The 22,734-nt window shown below is 74.4% G+C and carries 20 protein-coding genes; 11 read left to right on the top strand and 9 right to left on the bottom strand.

Features of this window, described 5'->3' with window-relative positions; all coding sequences use genetic code 11:
• Positions 1-3 precede the first annotated feature (3 nt).
• The 7 genes from ACIGG8_RS35150 (at position 4) to ACIGG8_RS35180 (ending at position 7,604) form a co-directional block, all read left to right on the top strand.
• A complete protein-coding gene (locus tag ACIGG8_RS35150; protein ID WP_396552685.1) occupies positions 4-1,653 on the top strand; it encodes an ABC transporter substrate-binding protein in 1,650 nt (549 codons plus the stop codon).
• Positions 1,650-2,609, top strand: a complete 960-nt coding sequence (locus ACIGG8_RS35155; RefSeq protein ID WP_396552686.1) for an ABC transporter permease — start codon at positions 1,650-1,652, stop codon at positions 2,607-2,609. The genes ACIGG8_RS35150 and ACIGG8_RS35155 overlap by 4 nt, the downstream gene beginning before the upstream one ends.
• Entirely contained in the window at positions 2,606-3,460 is an 855-nt protein-coding gene (locus tag ACIGG8_RS35160) for an ABC transporter permease (protein WP_396552687.1), read from the top strand. Before ACIGG8_RS35155 ends, ACIGG8_RS35160 begins: the two co-directional genes overlap by 4 nt.
• 13 nt (positions 3,461-3,473) lie before the next feature.
• Positions 3,474-4,430 carry an ABC transporter ATP-binding protein gene (locus ACIGG8_RS35165; protein ID WP_396552688.1) on the top strand — a complete coding sequence of 319 codons (957 nt, stop codon included), beginning with the start codon at positions 3,474-3,476 and terminating at the stop codon, positions 4,428-4,430.
• Entirely contained in the window at positions 4,423-5,220 is a 798-nt protein-coding gene (locus ACIGG8_RS35170) for an ABC transporter ATP-binding protein (protein ID WP_396552689.1), read from the top strand. Before ACIGG8_RS35165 ends, ACIGG8_RS35170 begins: the two co-directional genes overlap by 8 nt.
• 318 nt (positions 5,221-5,538) lie before the next feature.
• The gene (locus ACIGG8_RS35175) at positions 5,539-6,717 is read left to right on the top strand and encodes an agmatine deiminase family protein (RefSeq protein ID WP_396552690.1); all 1,179 of its coding nucleotides are present in this window, start codon (positions 5,539-5,541) and stop codon (positions 6,715-6,717) included.
• Positions 6,714-7,604 carry a DUF4436 family protein gene (locus tag ACIGG8_RS35180; RefSeq protein ID WP_396552691.1) on the top strand — a complete coding sequence of 297 codons (891 nt, stop codon included), beginning with the start codon at positions 6,714-6,716 and terminating at the stop codon, positions 7,602-7,604. The genes ACIGG8_RS35175 and ACIGG8_RS35180 overlap by 4 nt, the downstream gene beginning before the upstream one ends.
• A 19-nt stretch (positions 7,605-7,623) precedes the next feature.
• Here the strand turns inward: ACIGG8_RS35180 and ACIGG8_RS35185 are convergent, their stop codons facing one another.
• Positions 7,624-8,262: a TetR/AcrR family transcriptional regulator gene (locus tag ACIGG8_RS35185; protein WP_396552692.1), complete on the bottom strand. Its 639-nt coding sequence runs from the start codon at positions 8,260-8,262 to the stop codon at positions 7,624-7,626.
• Between the two features lie 142 nt (positions 8,263-8,404).
• On the opposite strand from ACIGG8_RS35185, the gene ACIGG8_RS35190 reads away from it, so the two are divergent.
• Positions 8,405-9,577, top strand: coding sequence for an agmatine/peptidylarginine deiminase (locus ACIGG8_RS35190; protein ID WP_396552693.1), 1,173 nt, complete (start codon positions 8,405-8,407; stop codon positions 9,575-9,577).
• 94 nt (positions 9,578-9,671) lie between these two features.
• Here the strand turns inward: ACIGG8_RS35190 and ACIGG8_RS35195 are convergent, their stop codons facing one another.
• From ACIGG8_RS35195 to ACIGG8_RS35215, 5 genes are all read right to left on the bottom strand, one after another.
• Positions 9,672-10,835, bottom strand: a complete 1,164-nt coding sequence (locus ACIGG8_RS35195) for an agmatine/peptidylarginine deiminase (RefSeq protein ID WP_396552694.1) — start codon at positions 10,833-10,835, stop codon at positions 9,672-9,674.
• 119 nt (positions 10,836-10,954) lie between these two features.
• On the bottom strand, positions 10,955-11,995 hold the full coding sequence (locus ACIGG8_RS35200) for an agmatine/peptidylarginine deiminase (protein ID WP_396552695.1): 1,041 nt from the start codon (positions 11,993-11,995) through the stop codon (positions 10,955-10,957).
• Positions 11,996-12,268: 273 nt separating this feature from the next.
• A complete protein-coding gene (locus tag ACIGG8_RS35205) occupies positions 12,269-12,847 on the bottom strand; it encodes a TetR/AcrR family transcriptional regulator (RefSeq protein WP_396552696.1) in 579 nt (192 codons plus the stop codon).
• Positions 12,848-12,960: 113 nt separating this feature from the next.
• The gene (locus tag ACIGG8_RS35210; protein ID WP_396552697.1) at positions 12,961-14,367 is read right to left on the bottom strand and encodes an MFS transporter; all 1,407 of its coding nucleotides are present in this window, start codon (positions 14,365-14,367) and stop codon (positions 12,961-12,963) included.
• Positions 14,368-14,524: 157 nt separating this feature from the next.
• Positions 14,525-14,878 (bottom strand): ArsR/SmtB family transcription factor, encoded by a 354-nt coding sequence (locus ACIGG8_RS35215; protein WP_396552698.1) that lies wholly within the window; start codon positions 14,876-14,878, stop codon positions 14,525-14,527.
• A 128-nt stretch (positions 14,879-15,006) separates the two neighbouring features.
• Between ACIGG8_RS35215 and ACIGG8_RS35220 the strand changes: the two genes are divergently transcribed.
• Both ACIGG8_RS35220 and ACIGG8_RS35225 read left to right on the top strand, forming a co-directional pair.
• On the top strand, positions 15,007-15,990 hold the full coding sequence (locus tag ACIGG8_RS35220; RefSeq protein ID WP_396552699.1) for an aldo/keto reductase: 984 nt from the start codon (positions 15,007-15,009) through the stop codon (positions 15,988-15,990).
• A gap of 163 nt (positions 15,991-16,153) precedes the next feature.
• Positions 16,154-16,993, top strand: a complete 840-nt coding sequence (locus ACIGG8_RS35225; protein ID WP_396552700.1) for an SDR family oxidoreductase — start codon at positions 16,154-16,156, stop codon at positions 16,991-16,993.
• Between the two features lie 120 nt (positions 16,994-17,113).
• Here ACIGG8_RS35225 and ACIGG8_RS35230 read toward each other — a convergent pair whose 3' ends face one another.
• Positions 17,114-17,509, bottom strand: coding sequence for an SHOCT domain-containing protein (locus ACIGG8_RS35230; protein WP_396552701.1), 396 nt, complete (start codon positions 17,507-17,509; stop codon positions 17,114-17,116).
• A gap of 222 nt (positions 17,510-17,731) precedes the next feature.
• Here ACIGG8_RS35230 and ACIGG8_RS35235 point away from each other — a divergent pair, with 222 nt between their 5' ends.
• On the top strand, positions 17,732-18,697 hold the full coding sequence (locus ACIGG8_RS35235) for a hypothetical protein (RefSeq protein ID WP_396552702.1): 966 nt from the start codon (positions 17,732-17,734) through the stop codon (positions 18,695-18,697).
• A gap of 32 nt (positions 18,698-18,729) precedes the next feature.
• Here the strand turns inward: ACIGG8_RS35235 and ACIGG8_RS35240 are convergent, their stop codons facing one another.
• Together ACIGG8_RS35240 and ACIGG8_RS35245 are read right to left on the bottom strand one after the other, a co-directional pair.
• Positions 18,730-21,453 (bottom strand): LuxR C-terminal-related transcriptional regulator, encoded by a 2,724-nt coding sequence (locus ACIGG8_RS35240; RefSeq protein ID WP_396552703.1) that lies wholly within the window; start codon positions 21,451-21,453, stop codon positions 18,730-18,732.
• Between the two features lie 208 nt (positions 21,454-21,661).
• On the bottom strand, positions 21,662-22,573 hold the full coding sequence (locus ACIGG8_RS35245) for a YhjD/YihY/BrkB family envelope integrity protein (protein WP_396552704.1): 912 nt from the start codon (positions 22,571-22,573) through the stop codon (positions 21,662-21,664).
• Between the last annotated feature and the right edge of the window lie 161 nt (positions 22,574-22,734).

The following is a 22,734-nucleotide window of genomic DNA, read 5'->3' on the forward strand; positions in this document are numbered from 1 at the left end:
CTCATGACTCCCACCGCGCCCGCGAGACGCGCCCCCGCCCGCGGCCGGCTCGTCCTCGCCACCGCGCTGCTCTCGGCGGCGGCCCTGGTCGCCGCCTGCTCCGGCCCGCCGCACTCCGGGGCAGACCAGGCGGCGGTGCAGCTCTCGGCCGACACCCCGCCGGCCAAGGGCGAGCTCGACTCCTTCACCTGGGCCACCTACGCCGAGCCGCCCACCCTCGACTACCTCCAGGCGTTCGACTACCCGCAGAACACCGTCCTCGCGAACGTCTGCGAGAGCCTGATGCGCTGGACGCCCCAGCTCACCCTGGCTCCCGGCCTGGCCGAGAAGGCCTCGAACCCCGATCCCACCACCTGGGTCTACGACCTGCGCTCCGGCGTGCACTTCCACGACGACACGGTGATGACCTCCGACGACGTGGTGTACAGCCTCGGCCGGCAGATGAACCCGGACAACGCGGCCGCCTGGAACCAGGTGTTCCAGAACGTCGACACCGTCACCGCGACCGGCCCGCTGCAGGTCACCGTCAAGCTCAAGCAGCCCGACTCCCAGTTCCCGCAGTACATGGCCACCGCCGCGGGCGTCGTCGCCGCCAAGGCGGGGGTGGAGGCCGCGGGCAAGGACTACGGCACCAGTGGCGGCCTCGACTGCACCGGGCCCTTCAAGCTGGGCGCCTGGGCCAAGGGCCAGTCGATCGAGCTGCAGCGCTTCGACGGCTACTGGGGCACCAGGGCCAAGTCCAAGAAGGTCGTGTTCAGCTTCCTCACCGACGCGTCCGCCCGCACCAACGCGATGCTCACCGGCGACGTCGACGGCGGCTACCTCATCCCCACCGAGAGCTACGACCGGCTGAAGAAGAACGGCCCCGGCACGCTCTACTTCGGCGAGGGCCTGAGCACCGTCAACGTCAACGTCACCAACATGCAGGGCCCGCTCGGCGACCTGCGCGTCCGCCAGGCGCTGTCCCTGGCGCTGGACCGCTCCGGCTTCGTCAGGACCGGCCTCGCCGGCGCCGGCACCGTCACCGGCTCCCTCACCACCAAGGCCGCCTGGGGCACCGCCCCCGACGACGTCCGCAAGGCCGCCTTCGACGGCCTCACCCCCACCGCGCAGGACATCGACAAGGCCAAGGCCCTCGTCAAGGAGGCCGGCGCGAGCGGCAAGACGCTCGTCATGGCCACCAGCACCATCGGCCAGGACGTCTCGCTGCTCGCCACCGCCGTCCAGGCCGCCGGGACGAGGATCGGGCTCGACATCCAGCTGAAGACGATCGCCCCGAACGCCTTCACCGCGCTGTTCACCGACGCCAAGGCACGCGAGGGAATCGACCTGTTCCCGGAGACGTACTACGACTCCGTCACCGACCCGCTCGACCTGCTCGTCAACTTCAAGACCGGCGCCTACCAGAACTTCGCCGGCTACAGCGACAAGGCCTACGACGACCTCGTCGACCAGGCCACCGCCGAGTACGACCCGGCCAAGCGCGGGGCGATCGAGGCCAAGCTCCAGCAGACCGCCTCCCGGCAGCTGCTGTGGATCCCGGTCGCCGAGTGGCCCACCGCCGTCTTCCTCAACAAGCGCATCACCGGCGCTCCCACCACGATCTCGTACATGTACTACCCGTGGGCGGCCGACGTGGGGGCCGCACGGTGAACCTCCTGAGATTCGCCGCCCGGCGACTGGTGGAGATGGCCGCGACCCTGCTCGGCGCGTCCTTCGTGGTCTTCGGCGCGATGTACCTGGCGCCGGGCAACCCGGCGAGTTTCCTCCTGTCGGGCCGGTCGGCCTCGCCGGCCGCCCTGCAGGCGATCAACGACCAGTACCACCTCGACGACCCGTTCCTGGTCCGGTACTTCCGCTGGCTGGGCCAGGTGCTGCAGGGCGACTTCGGGCGCTCCATCACCTACCGCACCGACGTGTCCAAGCTGCTCGCCGACCGGCTGCCCGCGACCCTGACGCTGGTCGCCATGGCGCTGCTCGTGGTCGTCGTCATCGGCCTGGTACTCGGCTGGGTCGGCGCGGTGCGCGGCGGCGCGACGGACACCGCGATCCTGCTCTCCACCACGCTCGCCGTCGGCACCCCCTCCTTCGTCGCGGCGGTCCTGCTGCAGGGCCTGTTCGCGGTCAAGCTGGGCTGGTTCCCGACCAGCGGCACCGGCGACGGCTTCGGCGACCTCCTGTGGCACCTCACCCTGCCGGCGATCGCGCTCGCGCTGTACCTGATAGGGATGCTCGCCAGGGTCACCCGCTCGGCGATGCTGGAGGCGCTGGAGGGCGAGCACGTCGCCGTGGCCCGCAGCCGCGGCGTGCCGGAGCGCGAGGTGATCCGCCGCCACGTGTTCCGCAACTCGCTCGGCACCGTGCTGACCACCGGCGGTCTGATCGTCTCCACCCTGCTGGTGTGCACCATCCTGGTGGAGTCGGCCTTCAGCATCGGCGGCATCGGCCAGCTCCTCGAACTGTCCACCACCACCAAGGACTTCCCGACCGTCCAGGCGATCTCGCTGCTGATCGTCGCCCTGTTCATGGTGGTGAACCTGGTCGTCGACCTGCTCCACCCCCTGGTCGACCCCCGGATCACCCTCGGCACGAGGAGGTCCGGCGCATGAGTGTCGCCCTCACCCGTCGGCCCGGACTCGGCCGGCTCAAGGCCGCCCGCGGCCCGCTCCACCTGGCCTGCCTCGGCATCGTCGTCCTGGTGGTGATCGCCGCCCTGCTCGCCTCCTGGATCGCGCCGCAGGACCCGAACGCCGTCGACCTCGGCAACGCCCTGGCCGGCCCCTCGCCCGACCACCTGCTCGGCGTCGACGCCGCCGGGCGCGACACCCTCTCCCGGCTCCTGCTCGGAGCCCGCACCTCCCTGCTCGGCCCGCTCGGCGTGGTCGTCTTCTCCACCGTCGCCGGCGTCGTCATCGGCCTCGCGGCCGGCTGGCGGGGCGGCTGGCTCGACTCCGTCCTCTCCCGCAGCACCGAACTGGTCTTCGCCTTCCCCGGCATGCTGCTCGCCATCCTGATCGTCTCGGTCTACGGGGAGGGCCTGCTCGCCCCCGTCGTCGCCCTCGCGATCGCCTACCTGCCGTACGTCTCGCGGCTCACCCGCTCGCTCGTCCTCGCCGAACGATCCCGGCCGTACGTCTCCGCGTACCAGGTCCAGGGCCACTCCACCCTGCAGATCTGCCTGCGGCACGTCCTGCCCAACATCGCCCCGATCGTCCTGGCCCAGTCCACCATCAACTTCGGATACGCCCTCATGGACCTCGCCGGCCTCTCCTTCCTCGGCCTCGGCGTCCCCGCGCTCACCCCCGACTGGGGGCGGATGGTCTTCGACGGGCAGACCGCGATCCAGCACGGCTACCCGCTCTCCGCGGTCCTGCCGTGCGTCCTCATCGTGCTCACCGTCGTCGCGTTCAACGTCGTCGGCGAGCGCTGGGCCGACCGCGTCGCCCGGAGGACCCCATGAATCGGAGCAGCACGTGAACGCCCTCGACATCCGGGGCCTGCGGCTCCGCCTGCCCGGCACCGCCCGGCCCGTCCTCGACGGGGTCGACCTCGCCGTGGGCCCGGGTGAGACCGTCGCCCTGGTCGGCGAGTCCGGCTCCGGCAAGAGCCTCACCTCGCGCAGCGCCCTCGGCCTGCTGCCGCCCGGCGCCACCACCGGGGGCAGCGTCCTGGTCGACGGCGAGGACGTCCTGACCATGGGCCCCGACCGGCTGCGCGCCCTGCGCACCGGCCGGGCCGCCATGATCTTCCAGGACCCCAGGGCGGCCATCAACCCGCTGCGCCGCGTCGGCGACTTCCTCACCGAGGGCGTGCGGTTCGGCGGACGGACGGGTGCGGCCGACGCCGAGCGGCGCGCGGTCGAACTCCTGGACGCCGTCGGCCTCGGCGAGGAACTGCTGCACCGCTACCCGGGGCAGCTGTCCGGCGGCATGCTCCAACGCGTCATGATCGCCGCCGCGCTGATGGGCGACCCGGTCCTGCTGCTCGCCGACGAGCCCACCACCGCGCTCGACGTCACCAGCCAGGCCGAGGTCATCGCGCTCCTCGGCCGGCTGCGCGAACGCTTCGGCACCGGCCTGCTGTTCGTCACCCACGACCTCGGGCTCGCCGCGGCCATCAGCGACCGCGTCTGCGTGATGTACGCCGGGCGGATCGTCGAGAGCGGCCCCGCCGGAGCGCTGTTCGAACGGCCCCGCCACCCCTACACCGCCGCGCTGCTGGCCTCCACCCCGCGGCTGGACTCCCGGAACGGCCGGCTCGCCGCCATCGACGGCCAGCCGCCGGACCTGCGGCAGGAGTCGACCGGCTGCGCGTTCGCCGCCCGGTGCCGGTACGCGACCGAGCTGTGCCGGGAGCAGGCCCCCGAACCGCAGGGGGAGCACGCCGTCGCCTGTCACCACCCGCTCGAAGGGAGCCCCCTCGATGTCTGAGGCCGTACTGGAGGTCACCGGGCTGTGCCGGACCTTCGGCACCGTACGGGCGGTGGACGACGTCTCCTTCACCCTCGCCGCCGGCGGATCGCTCGGCATCGTGGGCGAGTCCGGCTCCGGGAAGACGACCACCGCCCGGATCATCGTCGGCCTCGAACAGGCCGACGAGGGGCGGGTCACCGTCCAGGGCCGGGTCCGTGGCGGCCGGGTGCGGGGGAGGGCCGAGCGGCTGGCCCGCGCCCGCGAGGTCCAGATGGTCTTCCAGGACCCGTACCTCTCCCTGGACCCGCGCACCAGCGTGGAGGCCGTGCTGCGGGAGACCCTGCGGCTGCACTTCCCCGGCACCGACCACGGGGCCCGGATCCGGGAACTCCTCGACCAGGTCGGCCTCGGCACCAGGGCGGCCGAGGCGCTGCCCCGGCAGCTCTCCGGCGGACAGCGCCAACGCGTCGCCATCGCACGGGCGTTGGCCGTCCAGCCGGCCGTCCTGGTGCTGGACGAGGCGGTCGCCGCGCTGGACGTCTCGGTCCAGGCGCAGGTCCTCAACCTGCTCGCCGACATCCGCGAACAGACCGGCGTCGGCTACCTCTTCATCACCCACGACCTGGGTGTCGTCCGCTGCGTCACCGACGAGGTCATCGTGATGCGGCACGGCGCGGTCGTCGAGTCCGGGCCGACCGACCGGGTCCTCGACTCCCCGCAACACGCCTACACCCGGCTGCTGTTGGAGTCCGTCCCGCGGCCCGGCTGGGATCCCGACCGGATCGCCGCCGCGCGCCGCGCACTGTAAGACGGCCCCGGACCGGCAGGCCGAGGGACCTGCCGGCCCGGGCGACCGAGCAAGACCGGCGGAACGGCGCCGGCCGGCAGCGAACCTGCCCGGCCCGGCGACGTGGGCGCCGGCCCTGGCCGTCCTCGGCGCCGCCGAGGTGCTCTACCGCACCGGTGCGGGATCCGCACCGAGCACCAGCTGCTCCGCGAGCGGGAGGCCGCCACCGAAGGGCCGTGAGCGGTTTCCCCCGAACGGCGGATGCGTGCCGTGCCGGATCCTGACCGCCCTGTCAGTAGCCTGCGGAGCCGGACCCGACACCTACCGGAACGAGGCCCCATGGCTCACCCCCGGCCGTCCCGCCGTTCGCTCCTGCAGTCCGGGGCCGCGCTCGCCGCGCTGGCGCTGACCGGCTGCTCCTCCGGCGGCGGTGGCGACGAGGAGCAGCCCGGCTCCGGCAGCACGGCGGCGGCCCCGTCGGGCAGCCCGGCGGCGGCCGGATGGGCGATGCCCGCGGAGTCGGGCCCGCACATCCGCACCTTCATGGCCTGGCCCGCGCTGGAGGAGGTGTGGGGCGACCAACTGCCCGGTGTCCGGCAGGACATCGCGACGCTGGCGCAGACGATCGCCGGCTTCGAGCCGGTGGTGCTGCTGGCGCGTCCGGACCAGGCCGACCAGGCCCGGCAGGCCTGCGGCTCCTCGGTCGGGGTGCTGGAGCTGATGGTCGACGACCTGTGGGCCCGGGACACCGGCCCGACCTTCGTCACCGGCCCGCTGGGGCTCGCCGGCGTCGACTTCGACTTCAACGGCTGGGGCGACAAGCAGACCCACGCCGACGACAGCCAGGTCGCCCGCAACCTCCTCGCCCACTACGGCATCACCCGCGTCCAGGCGCCGATCACCGGCGAGGGCGGCGGCATCGAGGTGGACGGCGAGGGCACCCTGATGGCCACCGAGAGCTCCTGGGCCAACGACAACCGCAACCCCGGCATTTCGCGCGACCGGATCGAGGCGGGCTTCAAGGACCTGCTCGGCGTCGAGAAGGTGATCTGGTTCAAGGGCGTCGCCGGGCAGGACATCACCGACTGCCACGTGGACGCCCTCGCCCGCTTCGCCGAGCCGGGCACCGTCGTGCTGCACCGCCCCGCCGCCGACACCCCGCCGGACGTCTGGACCACCGCCTCCGAACAGGCCGTCCAGGTCCTCGCCTCCGCGACCGACGCCAGGGGCCGCGCGCTCACGGTGGTCGACCTGCCCGAGCCGGACTTCGACCTGATCCAGGGCGCCGGCAAGAACTTCCTCGCCACCTACATCAACTACTACGTCTGCAACGGCGGCGTCATCGTCCCGCGCTTCGGCGACCAGGCCGCCGACGACCACGCGGCCGGCATCATCGGCGACCTCCACCCGGGCCGCAGGGTCGCCCAGGTCTCCATCGACCACATCGCCTCGGGCGGCGGGGGCATCCACTGCGCCACCCAGCAGCAGCCCGTCGCGTCCGTGTCCAGCCGGACGTGACCGCCGCCCGGGTGCGCGACAACCGCTTCCTCGTCGCCCTGCTGATCGTGGCGGTGCTGTGCTCGGCGGGCGTCGCGCTGTACCTGAACGAGCGCAACACCCGGCAGCAGGCCCGTGAACTGGCCCTCCCGGAGAGCGGCGACTGGATCGAACTGGACGTCACCGCGCAGGACATCGACCCCGGGGCCGGGGACCTCACCCTCTTCGTCGTGCCGATCCCGCACGGCGGCCTCGCCGCGGAGCCGAACTCCGCGGCCTTCAGCCGGCAGGTCGTGATCACCGTCCAGTCGGCGACCCGCACCGAGCTGCGGGCGGCGGCGGGGGAGGCCGCGACGCCCCAACCAGTGCCGGCCGACTTCCACGCCGGCACCGTGACCGACTACCCCTTCGACCGCCACCGGTTCGCGGTCTCGTTCGCGGCCGCGGACACCGCGGGCAGCGTCCCCGTCGGCGTCGTCTTCGTGGACGCCGACCCGTTCTTCCTCGTCCACCCGACCAGCACCCCGAGCGCCTCCGGGGCGACCGTCCTGGCCGGTACGGTCACCCGGGCGCGCAGCACCTTCATCCTGGCCTGGTTCATGATCGCGGCGATGTGGGCGCTGGCGCTGGCGGTGATGGCCGGGGCCGAGGTGCTCTACCGGGGGCGGCAGGGGATGGTCTGGCCCTCGCTCGGGTGGATGGCCGCGACCCTCTTCGCGCTCGTCGGGATGCGCAACGCCGCACCCGGCTCGCCGCCGATCGGTTCGCTCATCGACTACGTGGCCTTCTTCTGGGCGGAGGGCATCATCGCGGCGTGCCTCACGTTCACCGTCGTGGCCGGCACCCGCGTCGAGCGCCGCAAGCGGGCCGAGGCGGCTGCCGCGGCCGCCACCGGTGCGGACCCGTGACGAGGGGCCCGGCGACGGGTCAGGCCGCGGCGGACAGCGAGTCCAGCAGGGTCCGCAGCACCCGCTCGGCGTCCACCGTTCCGTCGAGCGAGCCGATGGCGGCGAGGCCGTCCACGGCGGCGGCGAAGGCCTCGCCGAGCGGAACGGGATCGGCGCCGTCGCCGCGCTCGTCCACCAGGCAGCGGAACAGGGCGACGAAGGAGGACCGCCACCGCGCGTACTCGGCCTCCAGGCTCGCGCGGACCCGCTCGTCGTTCAGGGCGAGCCAGTGCAGGGCCGCGTGCAGGCGGGCCAGGTCGGGGCTCTCGGGCCGGGTGAGCAGGGCCAGGACCCGTTCGGCGCGCTCGGCGTAGCCGCCCGGGCCGGCCACCGCCGCCTCCAGCGGCGTGATCCACTCGGGCCGGATGTCCGCCACCACGGCGACGATCAGGTCGGTGCGGTCGGCGAAGTGGTAGTGGCACATCCCGTGCGAGACCCCGCACAGCGCGGCCACGTTGCGGGTGGTGAAGCGCCCGGCACCGTCGCCCGCGAGCAGGGTGCGCGCCGCGGCGATCAGCCGGGCCCGGGTCTGCTCACCCTTGGCGGACGCACGCGCCCCGCCGGTGCCGCCCGCTCCGGCGGCCGTCCGCGGAGCTGCGTCTGTCGCCCGTGTCGCCATGGCCGCCACTGTAACGACTGCGGGAGTGCGGCAGGGGCGCATCGGCACCGATACCTGCGCAAAGTATTGACCGAGCGCTTGGCCAGTTTTACCTTTTCGGTCAACTGCTGCACCAGCAGGGGAGTTTGACGAGGAGGCAGTGATGGAGGACAGCTCCAGACCCCACGCGGAGCTCCACGCACAGCTCGGCCGACGGCAGTTCCTGACGGCCGCCGGGATCGTCGTCGCCGGTACCGCGCTGACCGCCGCGACCGGCGGGCAGGCACTGGCGGCCCAGCGCCGCACCACCGCCGGCCCGGCCGTCGCCGGCTACCGGGTGCCGTCGGACACCGTCCGGCACGTCAGGACCTGGATGGCCTGGCCGGACAGCACCACCATCTGGCGCAACAAGCTCAGCGGCGTCCAGTCGAACATCGCCCTCATCGCGAAGACCATCGCCAAGTACGAGCCGGTCACGATGTGCGCCAACCCGGCCTCCGTGGCCAAGGCGCGGTCGATGTGCGGCTCGACCGTCACCGTCATCGGGGACATCCCCGTCGACGACTGCTGGATGCGCGACACCGGCCCGGTCTTCCGCACCGACGGCGCGGGCGGCCTGGACACGATCGGCCTGAACTTCAACGGCTGGGGCAACCACCAGAACCCGCACGGCAACGACGCCCTGGTCGCCCGGCGGCTCGCCGCCTACCTCGGCCTGCCGTTCACCGCCGCCGGGCTGGTCGCCGAGGGCGGCGCCGTCGAGACCGACGGCGCCGGGACGCTGATGGCCACCCGGAGCAGCATCATCAACGCCAACCGCAACCCCGGCATGTCACAGGCCGCGATCGAGGGCGCCATGTGCGCCGCGTACGGTGCCGCCAAGGTGATCTGGTTCACCGGCATCGCCGGCCAGGACATCACCGACGACCACGTGGACGCCACGTCCCGCTTCCTCGGCGCGGGCACGGCCGCCGTCCAGATGCCGCCGGCGAGCGACACCGACGTCTGGTCGAACGACGAACGCCAGCAGTACCAGACGCTCACCACGTCCACCAGCGCCCAGGGCACCCCGTTCACGGTCAGCCGGATCCAGGGGCCCGACTACAACCTGATCCGCTCGACCGCCCCCGACTTCGTCGGCTCCTACGCCAACTACTACCTGTGCAACAACGCGGTGATCTCCGCCCAGTTCGGCGACACCAGGGCGGACGGCGCCGCCAGGTCCACCCTCGCCCGGCTGTTCCCGGGCCGCACCGTCGAGCAGCTCGACATCGACTACCTCGGCGCGGGCGGCGGCGGCATCCACTGCGTCACCCAGCAGCAGCCCGTCGCGTGAGCCCGACGGGGCCGGGTCCGGTCCGCCGACCGGACCCGGCCCCGTCGGAGGCCGGCCCGGAGCCCGTCCCCGGGCCCCGGGCCGACCCGTCCGGTCAGCCGAGGGCGGGGATGTCGTGCGTGGCGCAGTGGATCCCGCCGCCGCCGGCCGCGATCGCGTCGATCTTCACCGGGACGATCTCCCGGGTCGGGAAGTACTGCTTCAGGATCTGCTGCGCCCGGTCGTCGGCCCGGGCGTCGCCGAACTTCGGCAGGTAGACGCCCTTGGTGCCGATGTAGAAGTTCATGTACGAGGAGACGAAGGCGTCACCGCGGCCGGTGATCTTGTCCGGGTCGGGCTGCTGCAGCTCGACCACCTGCAGCTTCTTGCCGGTCGCGTCGGTGGCGTCCTTGAAGACGGAGCGGGCCTGGTCGGCGGAGCGGGACCAGACGTCCGCCGGGGTGCCGGGGAAGGCCTGGTCGAGCAGCACCACCCCGGGCGCGGCGAAGCGGGTCAGGCAGTCGACGTGGGCGTCGGTGATGTCCTTGCCCTTGACGCCGGCCAGCCAGATCACCTTGGTCACGCCGAGGAGCCGCTTCAGCTCCGCCTCGATCTGGTCCCGGCTCATGCCCGGGTTGCGGTTGTCGTTGACGACGGAGCTCTCGGTCACCATCAGGGTGCCCTGGCCGTCGGTCTCGAAGGAGCCGCCCTCGGCGACCAGCCGGGTCTCGATCCGCTCGACGCCGTACTTCTCCAGCACCGTGCGGGCGACCTTGGAGTCGTTGCCGCGCTGCTGCTTGCCGCCCCAGCCGTTGAAGTTGAAGTCGACGCCCTTGACCGTGCCGCCCTCCTCGACGAACACCGGCAGGGTGTCCCGGGCCCACAGGTCGTCGACGGCGATCGGCACCACCTCGACCGCCGAGCCGCAGGCCTTCTGCGCGGCGTCCTTCTGCTCGGGCCGGGCCATCAGCACGACCGGCTCGCGGGCGGCGATGGCCTGGGCCAGGCCGGCCACGTCCCGGCGGACGTCGGCGAGCTGGTCGCCCCAGACGTTCTCGGAGGCGGGCCAGGACATCACGGTGCGCAGGTGCTTGTCCCACTCGGCGCCGAAGCGGCGCACGCCGGGGGTGCCGCCGGGCCGGGTGGGCGGCACGGCACCGGTCGGGTCCTCGATGTCGTTGGGGTCGCAGGCGGTGAGGCCCAGCGCGAGGGCGCCGACACCGGCGCCGACGCCGGCGAGGTTGCGGATCAGGGTACGGCGGGACACGGCGTTGGTCATGCGGGAACTCCAGCTGGGTCGGGGTGGGGCGGACTCGTGCGGGTTCGTGCGGGGACTCCTGCGGCAGGGCAGGGCAGGGCAGGGCAGGGGAGTGGCTACGGCGGTGGCTACGGCGGTGGCTACGGCACCGGCTCGTGCATGGTCGAGCAGTGGATGCCGCCGCCCCCGGCCATCAGGCGGTCGACGTCGATCTGGACCACCTCGCGGCCGGGGAAGGCCGAGGCGAGGGCGTCCCGGGCGGCGGCGTCCTTGTACGCGTCGCCGAACTGGGCCGTGATCACGCCGCCGTTGACGAGGTGGAAGTTGAGGTAGGAGTCGACGAACTTGGAGCTGCGGGAGCGGACGGTGTCCGGGCCGTGCACGGGGATGACCTGCAGGCGGCGCCCCCGGGCGTCGGTGGCGGCGGAGAGGATCGCGAACTGCTCGCGGGCGTCCCGGGCCCAGGCGTCGTTGCGGTCCGCCGGCGGCAGCTGCACCATCACCACGCCGGGGCGGACGAACCGGGAGGTGACGTCCACGTGGTCGTCGGTGATGTCCTGGCCCTTGATGCCCGGCAGCCAGATCATGGTGTCCGCGCCGTAGGCCTCCAGGACGGCCTCCTCGATCTCGTCCCGGCTCATGCCGCGGTTGCGGTTCTTGTTGACCAGGCTGCTCTCGGTGGCCATCACGGTGCCGTCGCCGTCGGTCTCGATGGCGCCGCCCTCGCCGACGAAGTCCGCGTAGGTGTGGCACAGGCCGCGGCGGGTGGCGATCAGCTCGGCGGCCCGGGCGTCGTCGTGGTGCACCTGCTTGTTGCCCCAGCCGTTGAAGTTGAGGACCACGGCGTCCAGGCCGCCGTACCCGTCGCGGCGGAACACCGGCGCGATGTCGCGCATCCACAGGTCGTCGGTGGGGACGGCGGTGATCACCTCCACCCCGTTGCCGCACCAGGACTGGGCCTTGCCGGCCGTCCAGTCGTCGGGGGCGCACATGACCACCGGCTCGAACTCGGCGATCGTACGGGCGATCAGGGCGATGTCCTCCTGGACGCCGCCCAGGCGCAGTCCCCACACCCCCCGGCGGGAGGGCCAGGACATCCAGGTCCGCGCGTGCGGGACGTCGTCCGCCGGCACCCAGGGGTAGGGCTGCTCGGCGGAACGGTCATCGCGGTAGTGGGTCATGAGGGTCTCCAGATCGTGCGACGGTGCCGGGGAGGGTGCGGGCCGCGTGGTCCACTCTTCGCGCCGCGACGTACCGGCGCACCACGGACGGCGCGGACCGGCGGCAGCACCCTGCCTGCGGACTCAGGCTTACATTGACTGAAAAATCAGTCAAACCCGTGGGCGTGCCATGACGGATCCTTGACGGGAGCGGTGCGGAGCGTGACGTCCGCCGTCGGTTCCGTGCGGAATCCGCACGGAACCCCCGCGGATCGGGAGCCGGTCAGGAGCCGGTCAGGAGCCGAGCCGGGCCACTTCGGCCTCGATCGCGTCGGCCATCAGCGTCCGGGCGTGCGCCAGCGGGAGGCTGCCGCTCAGCCAGCGGGTGCTCAGCCCCTCCAGCAGCGCCGTCAGCCGCTCCGCCGCGCCGGCCAGTGCGACCGCCGAGGCCATCGGCCGGACGCCCCCGAGCAGTTCGGCGATCTCCTGCACCCACACCCGGGTGGCCCGTGCCAGGTCCTCGCGCAGGGTCTCGTCGAAGACCGCGCTCGCCCGCAGCTCGCCCCAGGCCGTGCTGTTCTCCCGTACCTCGACGGTGTCCTGGAGTTCCAGCAGCAGCGTCTGCTCCAGCTCCTCGCGCGCCGTCAGCGGCGGGGCGTCCGGGGCGCGGTCGGTCGTGTAGCGCTCCGCCCGGTCGTTGATGAACTCCAGCGTCTGACGGAGGATCCCGGTGCGGTCCTTGAAGTGGTAGTAGATGAGCGCGGTCGAGACGCCCGCCTCCGCGGCGAGCTCCTCCACCCTCAGTCCGCGCACCCCGCGGCGGGCGATCACCCGTGCCGCGGCTTCCAGGATCGACGTTTTACGACTGGCCACGGTGCACCACCTTACCGGGGTGCGCCGACGTGATCGGCTCCGCGGTCTGAGGTACCGGTCAGTAGGGCTTCGGCTCGGGGTCGGCCGGGTGGCGGGGCGGCGGGGCGGCGGGGTCAGCCGGCGGTGGAGCGGGTGCGGGCGCCGGTCGGGCGGGGCCAGCTGTGGTGGTTCCGGTCGATGACGTAGTGGTGGCCGTGCTGCCAGGCGCCGCCGGCGGTCGCGTGCGCGTCGGCGAGATGGGGGTGCCCGGCGGGCAGGTCGGTGTGCAGGTGTTCCAGGGCCCCGGGGTCGCGGGACGGCCACAGGGCGGTGGCCGCCGTCGCGGCGGCCAGGGCGAGCAGGCCCAGGACGACGGCGGTGACCGGAAGCCCCGCGCCGGCGGCCAGCCACCCGGCGAGCGGATAGGTGAGCAGCCAGCAGGCGTGCGAGAGCGAGAACTGGGCGGCGAAGGCCGCGGGCAGGTCGGCGTCGGCGGCCGAGCGGCGGATGAGGCGCCCACCGGGGGTGAGCACGGCCGAGCTGCCGGCGCCGACGAGGGCCCAGGCGGCGAGCAGGCCCAGCCACGTCCCGGTCCCGGCCGGGGCGGCGGAGACCGCGGTGACGGCGGCGAGGACGGCCGGCAGGGCGAAGGCGGCGGGCAGCATGACGGCCCGGTCGCCGAGCCGGCCCAGGACGCGGGGCAGCAGGACCGCGGCGAGCATCGAGCCGGCCCCGTAGGCGCCCAGCGCGAGCGAGACGGCCCCGGCCGGGCGGTGGAAGTGGTCGCGGACGACGTTGACCGTGTCGACGAACACGATCGCGCCGGCGGCCGCGACCGCGAGGTCGAGGGCGAGCAGGGCGCGCAGCCGGGGGGTGGCCCGGAACAGCCGGGTGCCGAAGGCGGCCTTGGCGTACACGCCGTCGGCCCGTCCGACCGGCGCCGACTCGACTGGGGCCGGCTCGACCGGGGCCGGTTTGGGCAGGACGGTGGAGACCACCAGGGCCGCGGAGGCGAGGAAGCCGACCGCCGTCCCGGCGAACAGCCAGTCGTACGGGACCGCCGTCAGCAGGAGCGCGGCGAGGGCGGGGCTGAACAGCGACTCCAGGTCGTACGCGAGCCGGGACATCGACAGGGCGTTGGTGTAGTCGCGCTCGGCGGGCAGGACGTCCGGAACGGTGGCCTGGAAGGTCGGGGTGAAGGCGGCCGAGGCGGCCTGGAGCAGGAAGATCAGGAGGTAGACCTGCCAGACGCGGTCGACGAACGGCAGGGTCAGTGCGACGCACGCCCGGGTGAGGTCCATCGCGACCATCAGGGCCCGCCTGGGTATCCGGCCGGCGAGCGCGCCGGCCAGTGGTGCGACGGCGACGTAGGCGACCATCTTGATCGCCAGCGCGGTGCCGAGGACGGCCGAGGCGTCGTCGCCGGCGATCCGGTAGGCCAGCAGGGACAGTGCCACCGTGGCCAGTCCGGTGCCGACCAGGGCCACGACCTGGGCGGTGAAGAGGTGGCGGTAGGCGCGGTTGCGCAGCACGGACAGCATGGGCGCTCCTGCCCCGTCCCGGTCGCGGGTGGGGGTGGTCGGTGGGTGCGTGCTCCCATCATAGGAACGCGTGCGTACCTGTGCACCTATTCGTCGGAAGTCCGCCCGGGTCCGCCCGGACTCCGCGGTCCGCGCGCCTGTGCCCGGCTCGCGCGGCTCAGTCGTGCGGCGGCAGGTGGCCGATCTGGTGGTCGGCGACGTTCAGCGCCTCGTCCACGAGCCGGCGCAGGTGGCCGTGGCGCAGCGAGTAGACGACCCGCCGCCCCTCCTTGCGGGTGCCGACGAGGCCGGCGAGCCGGAGCTTGGCCAGGTGCTGGCTGACGGACGGCCGGGCGGCGCCGGTCGCCTCGGTCAGCGTGGTCACGTCCGCCTCGCCCCGGCCGAGCCGCTCCAGTAGCGCCAGCCTGGTCCGGTCGGCCAGCAGCGTCAGGACGGACGCGGCGACGTCCAGGCGCTGCTCGGCCCGCTGCTGCGAGCCGTGCGCATCTGCCAGGTGGGTGCCGGTGCTCATCCGCTCATCGTAGGGCGTTTCGTGCGCACATGCGTACCTTTGGCAGATGGTTCGTCGACGGAGTCCCGGGAGGCGGGCCCACGGTGGCGGCGGGCGACAGGGCCGGACCGCCGTGAGAGGGTCGTCGCATGGAACAGCGCGTACTCGGCCGCACCGGTCGGCCCGTCTCGATCGTCGGACTCGGCACCTGGCAGCTCGGCGCGGACTGGGGAGACGTCCGGGAGGAGGACGCCCTCGCAGTCCTGGAGGCCTCCGTCGAGGCCGGCGTCACGCTCTTCGACACCGCCGACGTCTACGGCGACGGCCGCAGCGAGCGCCTGATCGGCCGCTTCCTGAAGGACCGCCCGGACGCGGACGTGTTCGTCGCCACCAAGTTCGGCCGCCGGGTCGAGCAGCGGCCCGAGCACTACCACCTCGCCAACTTCCGTGCCTGGGCGGACCGTTCACGGGCCAACCTGGGCGTGGACCGGCTCGACCTGGTGCAGCTGCACTGCCCGCCGACGCCCGTCTACTCCTCGGACGAGGTCTTCGACGCCCTGGACACCCTGGTCGCGGAGGAGCGGATCGCCGCGTACGGCGTGAGCGTGGAGACCTGCGCGGAGGCGCTGACCGCGATCGCGCGCCCCGGTGTGGCGAGCGTGCAGATCATCCTCAACGCCTTCCGGCTCAAGCCGTTGGAGCAGGTGCTGCCCGCCGCCGAGGCGGCCGGGGTGGGGATCCTGGCCCGGGTACCGCTCGCCTCGGGGCTGCTCTCGGGCCGCTACAGCGAGCGCACCGTCTTCCCGCCCGACGACCACCGCACCTACAACCGCCACGGCGAGGCCTTCGACCAGGGCGAGACCTTCTCCGGCGTGGACTTCGCGACCGGTGTCGAGGCGGCGGCGGAGTTCGCCGCGCTCGCGCCGGCGGGCGCCACCGCCGCGCAGACGGCGCTGCGCTGGATCGTCCAGCAGCCGGGGGTGACGACGGTGATCCCCGGTGCCCGCAACGTGGCGCAGGCCCGGGCCAACGCGGCCGCCGCCGAGCAGGCGCCGCTGCCGCCGGCCACCCTGGCGGCCGTCCGGGAGCTGTACGATCGCCGGATCCGCCCGCAGGTGCACGACCGCTGGTGACACCGCCGCCGCCCGAACGGGCGTGCTGCGGGGGCGCGAGGCAGCGTGCCGCGCCCCGCCCGCACGTCCGTACGCCCGGCGGGCGCTGTCCGCAGGCCTGGGCACCCGGCCCCCGCTCTGGGACCGTGACGCCGACGGTCCGGTGGCACGGAGGGGGTACCGCATGGCACGGCGCTGGCTGGTGACGGGCTGTTCGTCCGGGCTGGGGCGGGCGCTGGCCGCCGCCGCGGCCGAGGCCGGGGACACCGTGGCGGCCACCGCCCGCAAGCCCGCCGACCTGGCGGAGCTGCACCGGTGCCACGGCGGCCGGATCCTGCCGCTGGCCCTGGACGTCCGGGACGCCGAGCAGTGCCGGAGCGCCGTCGCCGACGCGGTGGACCGGCTCGGCGGCCTGGACGTCCTGGTGAACAACGCCGGCAACGGCGTGTTCGGCACGGTCGAGGAGGTCGGCGACGAGGAACTGCGGGACCAGCTGGAGACGCTGGTGGCCGGCCCCTGGCGGCTGGCCCGGCTCGCGCTGCCGGTGATGCGCGCCCAGGGCGGCGGGCACATCCTCAACGTCTCCTCGCTGGCCGGCCGGATGTCCTTCCCCGGCCTGGCCGCGTACGTCACCGGCAAGCACGCACTGGAGGGCATGACGCAGGCCCTGGCCGCCGAGGCCGCGCCGTTCGGCGTCCGGGTCACCGCCCTGGAGCCCGCCGGCTACGCCACCCGCTACGGCACCTCGCTCACCGATGCCGCGGACCGCTCCCCGCTCTACCGCGACGCCACCGACCCGATGCGCGAACAGCTGCGCGGGATGGCGCAGTTGCCGACGGTGGGGCGCCCCGAGGAGTTCGCCCGGGACGTCCTGCGGATCGTCGCCGCCGACGGCCCGCTGCCGGTGCGCATCCCGGTGGGTCCGGGGAGCCTGGACCACGTCGCGGCGGCCGTGCGGGCCGCGGCGGAGGAGCTCGCCGCCGTCCGTGCCCTGGTGGACGAGTCGGCGTCGGCGGCCGGCTGACGGCTGCGGACGGCCCGGCCCGCCTGGCTGCGAACGGCCCGGCTGCGGACGGCCTGGCGCGCGGCGGCCGGTCGCCGACCCGGGGGCCGGCGACCGGCCGTCAGCACGCGTTCCCGGCCGTCAGGCGAGCACCTTCGCCTTGGCGCGCCGGAACTCCTCCTCGGTGATGTGGCCCTTCTCCTTGAGCTCGGCCAGCCGCGCCAGTTCGTCGACGTGGGCGCCCGGCCCCGAGGTGTCGGAGGCCGTCTCCCGGATGTAGGTGCGGAAGTCCTGCTCCGCCTCGGTCGCCCGCTGGACCTCGCGCCGCCCCATGCCCTGGCCCCGGGCGATCAGGTACACGAACACGCCCAGGAACGGGAGGAAGATGAGGAACACGCTCCAGCCCGCCTTGCCCCAGCCGCCCACGCTGTCGTCGCGGAAGAGGTCCCCGAAGACGCGGAACAGCAGGAAGAACCACAGGATCCACAGGAACAGCCACATGGTCGTGAAGAAGATGTCGAGCAACGGGTAGTCCACCACAGGCCTCCTGACGTCGACGGTCCGCCCCGGCAGCCGGGGCGGGCGCGTGCTCGGCTGAGCGGAGGCGTCCGGGCGTCCACCCGGACGCCCGAGCCCGGGTGGGAACCCGGTGACGCTCCTTACCGTCCATGTACGCGCCCGCGGCCCGTCCGGGCATCACCCGGACCGGGTGAGTCCGCCCCGGGGCGGCCCCCGACCGGCGGGGTTATTCTGCGGCTGATGGGCGGAACGGAGAGCGCACGGCAACGACCCGGCCTGGTGGCACTGCTGCGGACGGTCCGGGCGGACCCCGCCCGCATGCCCGAGCGCCTGGCCGTCTTCGCGGTGGAGTTCCTGGGCCCCCAGGCGGCCGACACGGCGGCGCGGGCGCACGAGTCCGAACGGGCGGGGACGAGCCGGGCGGAGGTCACCGAGCAGGTCATCGGCCGGGGCGTGCACCGGTCGGTGGTGGAGGGTTCCTTCCTCGGCGGCCCCTTCATCCTCCTGCTGCCGGTCGCGTTCGTCGCCGCGCTGCTCGCCCAGCTGCAGATGGTGCTGGAGCTGGGCGCCCTGGCCGGCCGCGACCCCCGGGGTGACGACGCGGCGGTCGAGGTGCTGCTGGTGCAGGGGGTCTACTCGACGCCCGCGGAGGCCAGGGCGGCCCTGCGGAAGGCGGTCCGGGCCGAGGCGGAGGAGGATGCCGAGGCGGCCTTCGGGGGCGAGACCGCGCCCAAGGGCTCCTGGTGGTCCGTCGTCCGCCGACAGGCGTACCTGATCGGCCTGGTGACCCCCGAGGACCCGAGCCGGGGCCGGCTCCGCAGGTGGCTCGGCTGGGCCGGCATCGGGGTGCTGCTGCTCGTCGGGATGGTGGTGCCGTTCGTCTGGGTGCCCGCCTGCGCCGAGATGTACCGCCGCGCCACCAACCAGCTCGCGGACCGCGCCCTCCAGCGGTACGGGTCGGCGGGCGCCGGGGACGCACCGGCCCGCACCCGGAACCGGTCGGTGCTGCGCCCCGGCGCGCTCCTGGTGGTGCTGCGGACGGTGGTGGCGTGCCTGGCGACGGTGGGGGCGGTGCTGATCGTGCTGCTCACCGGGGTGCGCGTGGCCGACAACGCCCTGCTCGCGATGTTCCTGGTGCTGCTGGGGCTGAGCGCGGCGGCGGTCGGATGGCACTACTGGCGCTCCCGTCGGGCCCGCCGCCGTTAGGGGCCCGTCCCCGCTTCCGGTACGGCGGGCGGTCAGATCAGGTGCAGTTCGCGCGCCCGCCGGACGGCTCGGCTGCGTCCGGAGACGGCGAGCTTCCGGTTGATGCTCTTGAGGTGCGTCTTGACCGTGTTCACCGAGAGGAAGAGCTCGGCGGCGATCTCCTCGGTGGACAGCATCTGCGCGGCCCGTTCCAGCACGTCGAGTTCGCGCTCGCTCAGCGGTTCGACCGGGGCGTCCGGCACGGCGGCCTCCCCGCCGCCCGCGGCCGCGGTGCCGGGCAGGAGGTCGGCGGGCAGCCAGCCGTGGGAGTCCGCCGGCGACGGCCGGGCCCGCAGCAGCCGCCGCAGCCACGGCCCGGCGTCCCGGAACGGCCGGCGCAACTTCTCGGGCCGGGCGAGCGCGAGGGCGCGGGCGAGCAGCCGCCGGGCGTCGGCCTCGTCGCCGAGCGCGGCGGCGACCTGCGCGCGGGCCAGCAGGACCCGGACGGTGACGCCGGGGCCGTGGCCGTCGTGGTCGGGGACGGCGTCCAGGATCCGCAGGGCGCTTGGGCCCTCCCCGGCGGCGAGCCGTGCCCGCGCCGCGGCGACGGCGCACTCCGGGCCGTCGGCGCCGCTGCGCTCCAGCGCCGCGAGGGCCGCGGCCGGATCGCCCTCGGCCAGGTGCGCGGCCGAGGAGAGCACGGCCACGCCCTCCCGTACCCAGGGCGGCGGTCCGGCCGGGCCGGGGCCGTCGTCCGCCACCCGGCCGAGTGCGTCCAGGGCCGCCCGGGTGCGGCCACCGGCCAGCAGGATCCGGGCCCGGACGATCGCGAGTCCGGCGGCGACGGCCGGGTCGTGACGGGCCGCCGCCGATCCGGCTGCCCGGTCGGCCGCCGCGCGCGCCGCGGTCAGGTCGTCGTGCTCGACGGCGAGGGCGGCCAGCACCAGGTGGCCCACCCCGGTGCGGGAGGCCGGCGACAGGCCGGCGCGTTCGGCCTCGGCGGCCGCCTTGCGCAGCCGGGCCTCGGCGCGGCCCGGCCGCCCGTCGAGCAGGTCGATCAGGGCGAGCCGGGCGAGTGCCTCCTGGCGCGGACCGGCCGTGGTGGGTCCGTCGGCCGTCTTCGCCGCGGCCGTCAGCGCGGCCTTGGCGGCGTCGAGGCCGCCCTCCCAGAGCAGGACGGCGCCGAGGTCGTTCAGCCGGAGCGCGGGCAGTTCGGGGTGGTCCGCCAACAGCCCCGGCGGGACCAGCCCTTCGAGCCGTTCGGCCTCCTCGGCGGCGGCCCGCGCCAGGTCGGCCGAGCCGAGCAGCCGGGCCGCCAGCACCCGCAGTTGGGCCGCGCCGAGCAGGGCCGCCGACGCGTCCCCGCCGTCGTGCTCCCGCAGCAGCACCTCGGCCCGTCCGAGGTGGTCGAGGCCGCTGTCCGCCTCGTACCGGGCGAGGTCGCGGGCCGCCCGGACCAGCTCCGGGGCCGCACCCCCGGCGTCCGGGGTCATCCCGGCGAACAGGGTGTCGAGCCGTTCCGCGTCGCGGCCGGTGAAGAGCGTGCCGAGGGCCAGGCCGTCGACGACCCGGGCCGCGGCGAACTCCCAGTCGCCGGCCGCGGCGGCGTGTGACAGCGCGTCGGTCGGGTGGCCCGCGTCGGTCAGCCAGCGGGCCGCCCTGCGGTGCAGCTCCCGCTCCAGCCCCGGGCTGCGGGCCGCCAGGTGGACGCGCAGGATCTCGGCGAACAGCGGGTGGCAGCGGTACCAGGCGTGCCCGACGGGCTCGACGAAGGCGTTGGCCCGGGAGAGGTCCGCGAGGATCCGGGCGGCGTTCCGCCGGCCGGTCAGCGCGTCGGCCAGGTCGGGGTGGACCCGGCCCAGGACGCTCGTGCGCAGCAGGAGGTCCTGGGCCTCGGCGGACTGGGTGTCGAGGACCTCGGCGAGCAGGAAGTCCGCGACGGTGCTCCCGCCGGCCTCGAACTCCGCCAGGTAGGCCTCCGGGTCGCCGGCGCCCTGGGCGGCCAGTGCGGACAGCCTGAGGCCCGCGGCCCAGCCACCGGTCCGCTCGGTCAGCGCCCGGCTGCCCTCGGCGGAGAGGTCCAGGCCGTGCCGGTGCAGCAGTGCGGCGGTCTCCGGCGGCCGGAAGGCCAGATCGGCGGCCCGGACCTCGGTGACACTGCCGGCGGCGCGGTAGCGGTGCAGCGGGAGCAGCGGCTCCGTCCGGCTGAGCACGGCCAGCCGCAGGCCGGGGCCCGCGTGGCCGAGGAGGAAGTGGAGCCCCGAGGCCACCTCGGCGGAGGACACGTGCTCGAACTCGTCGAGGACGAGGACCACGGGCTCCTCCCGCCGGCTCAGGTGGGCGGCCAGCCGGGCCAGCAGCGAGTGGTCGACCTCCTGGGCCCGGGCGGGACTGCCGATGTCGTCGGGCAGGGCGACGCCGTGGTGGCGGACGGCCTCCAGCAGGTAGGCCCAGAAGACCCCGGGGGCGTTGTCCTCGCGCTCCACGGTGAGCCAGACCGCGGGGCCGGGCAGTCGGGCGGTGGCCAGCCAGTCGGCGACGAGCAGGGTCTTCCCGGCCCCGGCCGGGCCGCTCACCAGCAGGAGGGACGTCCGCAGGCCGTCGTCCAGCCGCCCGACCAGGCGCGGCCGGTGGACGAACGTCTCCGGGATCAGGGGTACGGCGAAACGGGCCGCGAGCACCGGATCGCCGCCGGGTATCCGGGCCGGTACGTCGGGGGCGCGTCCGGGCACCCCGACCGGGCGGGCCGGGGTGCCGACGGCTGGGCTGAGGGCCATGGTGCTCACCTCAGGTGGGCGGCGCACGGGAAGCGCGGACGGGAAGCGCGCATCACTGACCCTTCCATCCTTTCCGACCGGGCCCGGTCGGGCAAAGGGGCGCACGGCCCCGCCCGCCGGGGCCGCACGCCCCCACCGCCGTCCGCCGAACGGTCCCGGTTCCCCGTCACGGCACGCGCGCCGGTTGGGCCGCACGGGTGAACGCGGTCTACGGAGCGGCCGGTCCGTCCGCGTCCTCCTCCTCCGGGGGCGACTCCGGCGTTCCCAGCAGCACGGCCAGCCGGCCCTGGCCCGCCAGCACGTACCCGACGCCGATCCCGAGCGTGATGGCGGTGAACAACACGATGAGCCAGCTGAGCAGGGTGAAGACCAGGCCGAGCGGGCCGAACTGGGTCACGCTGCGGTTCATCGAGTGGGGGACGTAGATCCGCGAGGCCCAGGCGAGCGTCGTCAGCGCGGCACTGGTCAGCACGGCCCCGGGCAGCAGCGGGAGCCAGGGGACGCGGCCGCCGACCAGCAGGTGCTGGGTCCACCACCAGAGCAGCGTGGCCGTGATCAGGTACAGGACGACCCCGAGCGCGTCGCCCGCCCCGAATCCGGACCGCACCTTCCCCTGGACGACCAGGGCGGCCAGCCACACCAGCAGCCAGGCGAGCCACCGCCAGGCCGCCAGACGCCCCGACAGGTGGGGCAGGTGCCAGCTCCGCTCGCACAGCCGCTGCAGGATTCGGCTGCAACTCGTCGCCGAGAGCAGGGTCACCAGGATCCCGATGCCGCCGAAGGTGTCGGTGGTGGCCTCCCCTCCCTTGGGGTGGAAGACCCCGGTGACCTCGTCCAGCGAGGCGCCCTGGAGCCCCAGGACGGCCTTGATGGAGTCGGACGCGCTGCTGCGCACCTCCTGGGGCATGAAGGCCGCCAGCACGAACAGCACCGGGAGGGCGGTCAGGAACGTCTGCGCCGCGAGGCGGGTGGCGGTGTCCAGGACGTGGATGTGGATCAGCTGCGCCGCGAGCCGGCGCGGGAACGGGGCGTCGCGCAGCGTGGCCGTCTGGTCCTGCAGCCAGGCGGACCTGGCGCGGAACCAGTCGGTGCGGCCGGGCCGAACCCGCCGTTCCGCCACGCCGCTCTCCCTCGGGTCGATGTCGGCGGTCGGGCACCGCCGCGGCTCGCTCTGGCGCGGGCACACCGGATTCCGTCCAAGACTGGGCGACCGGACGGTGGGCGGCATCTCGGCCGGGCCGCCGTTCGGCGCAACGCCCGGGGCGGGCCCGACGGCCCCGG

The sequence above is a fragment of the Kitasatospora sp. NPDC085464 genome, assembly GCF_044541955.1.
Classification (GTDB): Bacteria; Actinomycetota; Actinomycetes; order Streptomycetales; family Streptomycetaceae; genus Kitasatospora.

Coding starts and splice junctions, on each gene's coding strand:
- ACIGG8_RS35150 (WP_396552685.1), top strand. CDS start 4: ATGACTCCCACCGCGCCCGCGAGACGCGCCCCCGCCCGCGGCCGGCTC.
- ACIGG8_RS35160 (WP_396552687.1), top strand. CDS start 2,606: ATGAGTGTCGCCCTCACCCGTCGGCCCGGACTCGGCCGGCTCAAGGCC.
- ACIGG8_RS35170 (WP_396552689.1), top strand. CDS start 4,423: ATGTCTGAGGCCGTACTGGAGGTCACCGGGCTGTGCCGGACCTTCGGC.
- ACIGG8_RS35175 (WP_396552690.1), top strand. CDS start 5,539: ATGGCTCACCCCCGGCCGTCCCGCCGTTCGCTCCTGCAGTCCGGGGCC.
- ACIGG8_RS35185 (WP_396552692.1), bottom strand. CDS start 8,262: ATGGCGACACGGGCGACAGACGCAGCTCCGCGGACGGCCGCCGGAGCG.
- ACIGG8_RS35190 (WP_396552693.1), top strand. CDS start 8,405: ATGGAGGACAGCTCCAGACCCCACGCGGAGCTCCACGCACAGCTCGGC.
- ACIGG8_RS35195 (WP_396552694.1), bottom strand. CDS start 10,835: ATGACCAACGCCGTGTCCCGCCGTACCCTGATCCGCAACCTCGCCGGC.
- ACIGG8_RS35200 (WP_396552695.1), bottom strand. CDS start 11,995: ATGACCCACTACCGCGATGACCGTTCCGCCGAGCAGCCCTACCCCTGG.
- ACIGG8_RS35210 (WP_396552697.1), bottom strand. CDS start 14,367: ATGCTGTCCGTGCTGCGCAACCGCGCCTACCGCCACCTCTTCACCGCC.
- ACIGG8_RS35215 (WP_396552698.1), bottom strand. CDS start 14,878: ATGAGCACCGGCACCCACCTGGCAGATGCGCACGGCTCGCAGCAGCGG.
- ACIGG8_RS35220 (WP_396552699.1), top strand. CDS start 15,007: ATGGAACAGCGCGTACTCGGCCGCACCGGTCGGCCCGTCTCGATCGTC.
- ACIGG8_RS35225 (WP_396552700.1), top strand. CDS start 16,154: ATGGCACGGCGCTGGCTGGTGACGGGCTGTTCGTCCGGGCTGGGGCGG.
- ACIGG8_RS35235 (WP_396552702.1), top strand. CDS start 17,732: ATGGGCGGAACGGAGAGCGCACGGCAACGACCCGGCCTGGTGGCACTG.
- ACIGG8_RS35240 (WP_396552703.1), bottom strand. CDS start 21,453: ATGGCCCTCAGCCCAGCCGTCGGCACCCCGGCCCGCCCGGTCGGGGTG.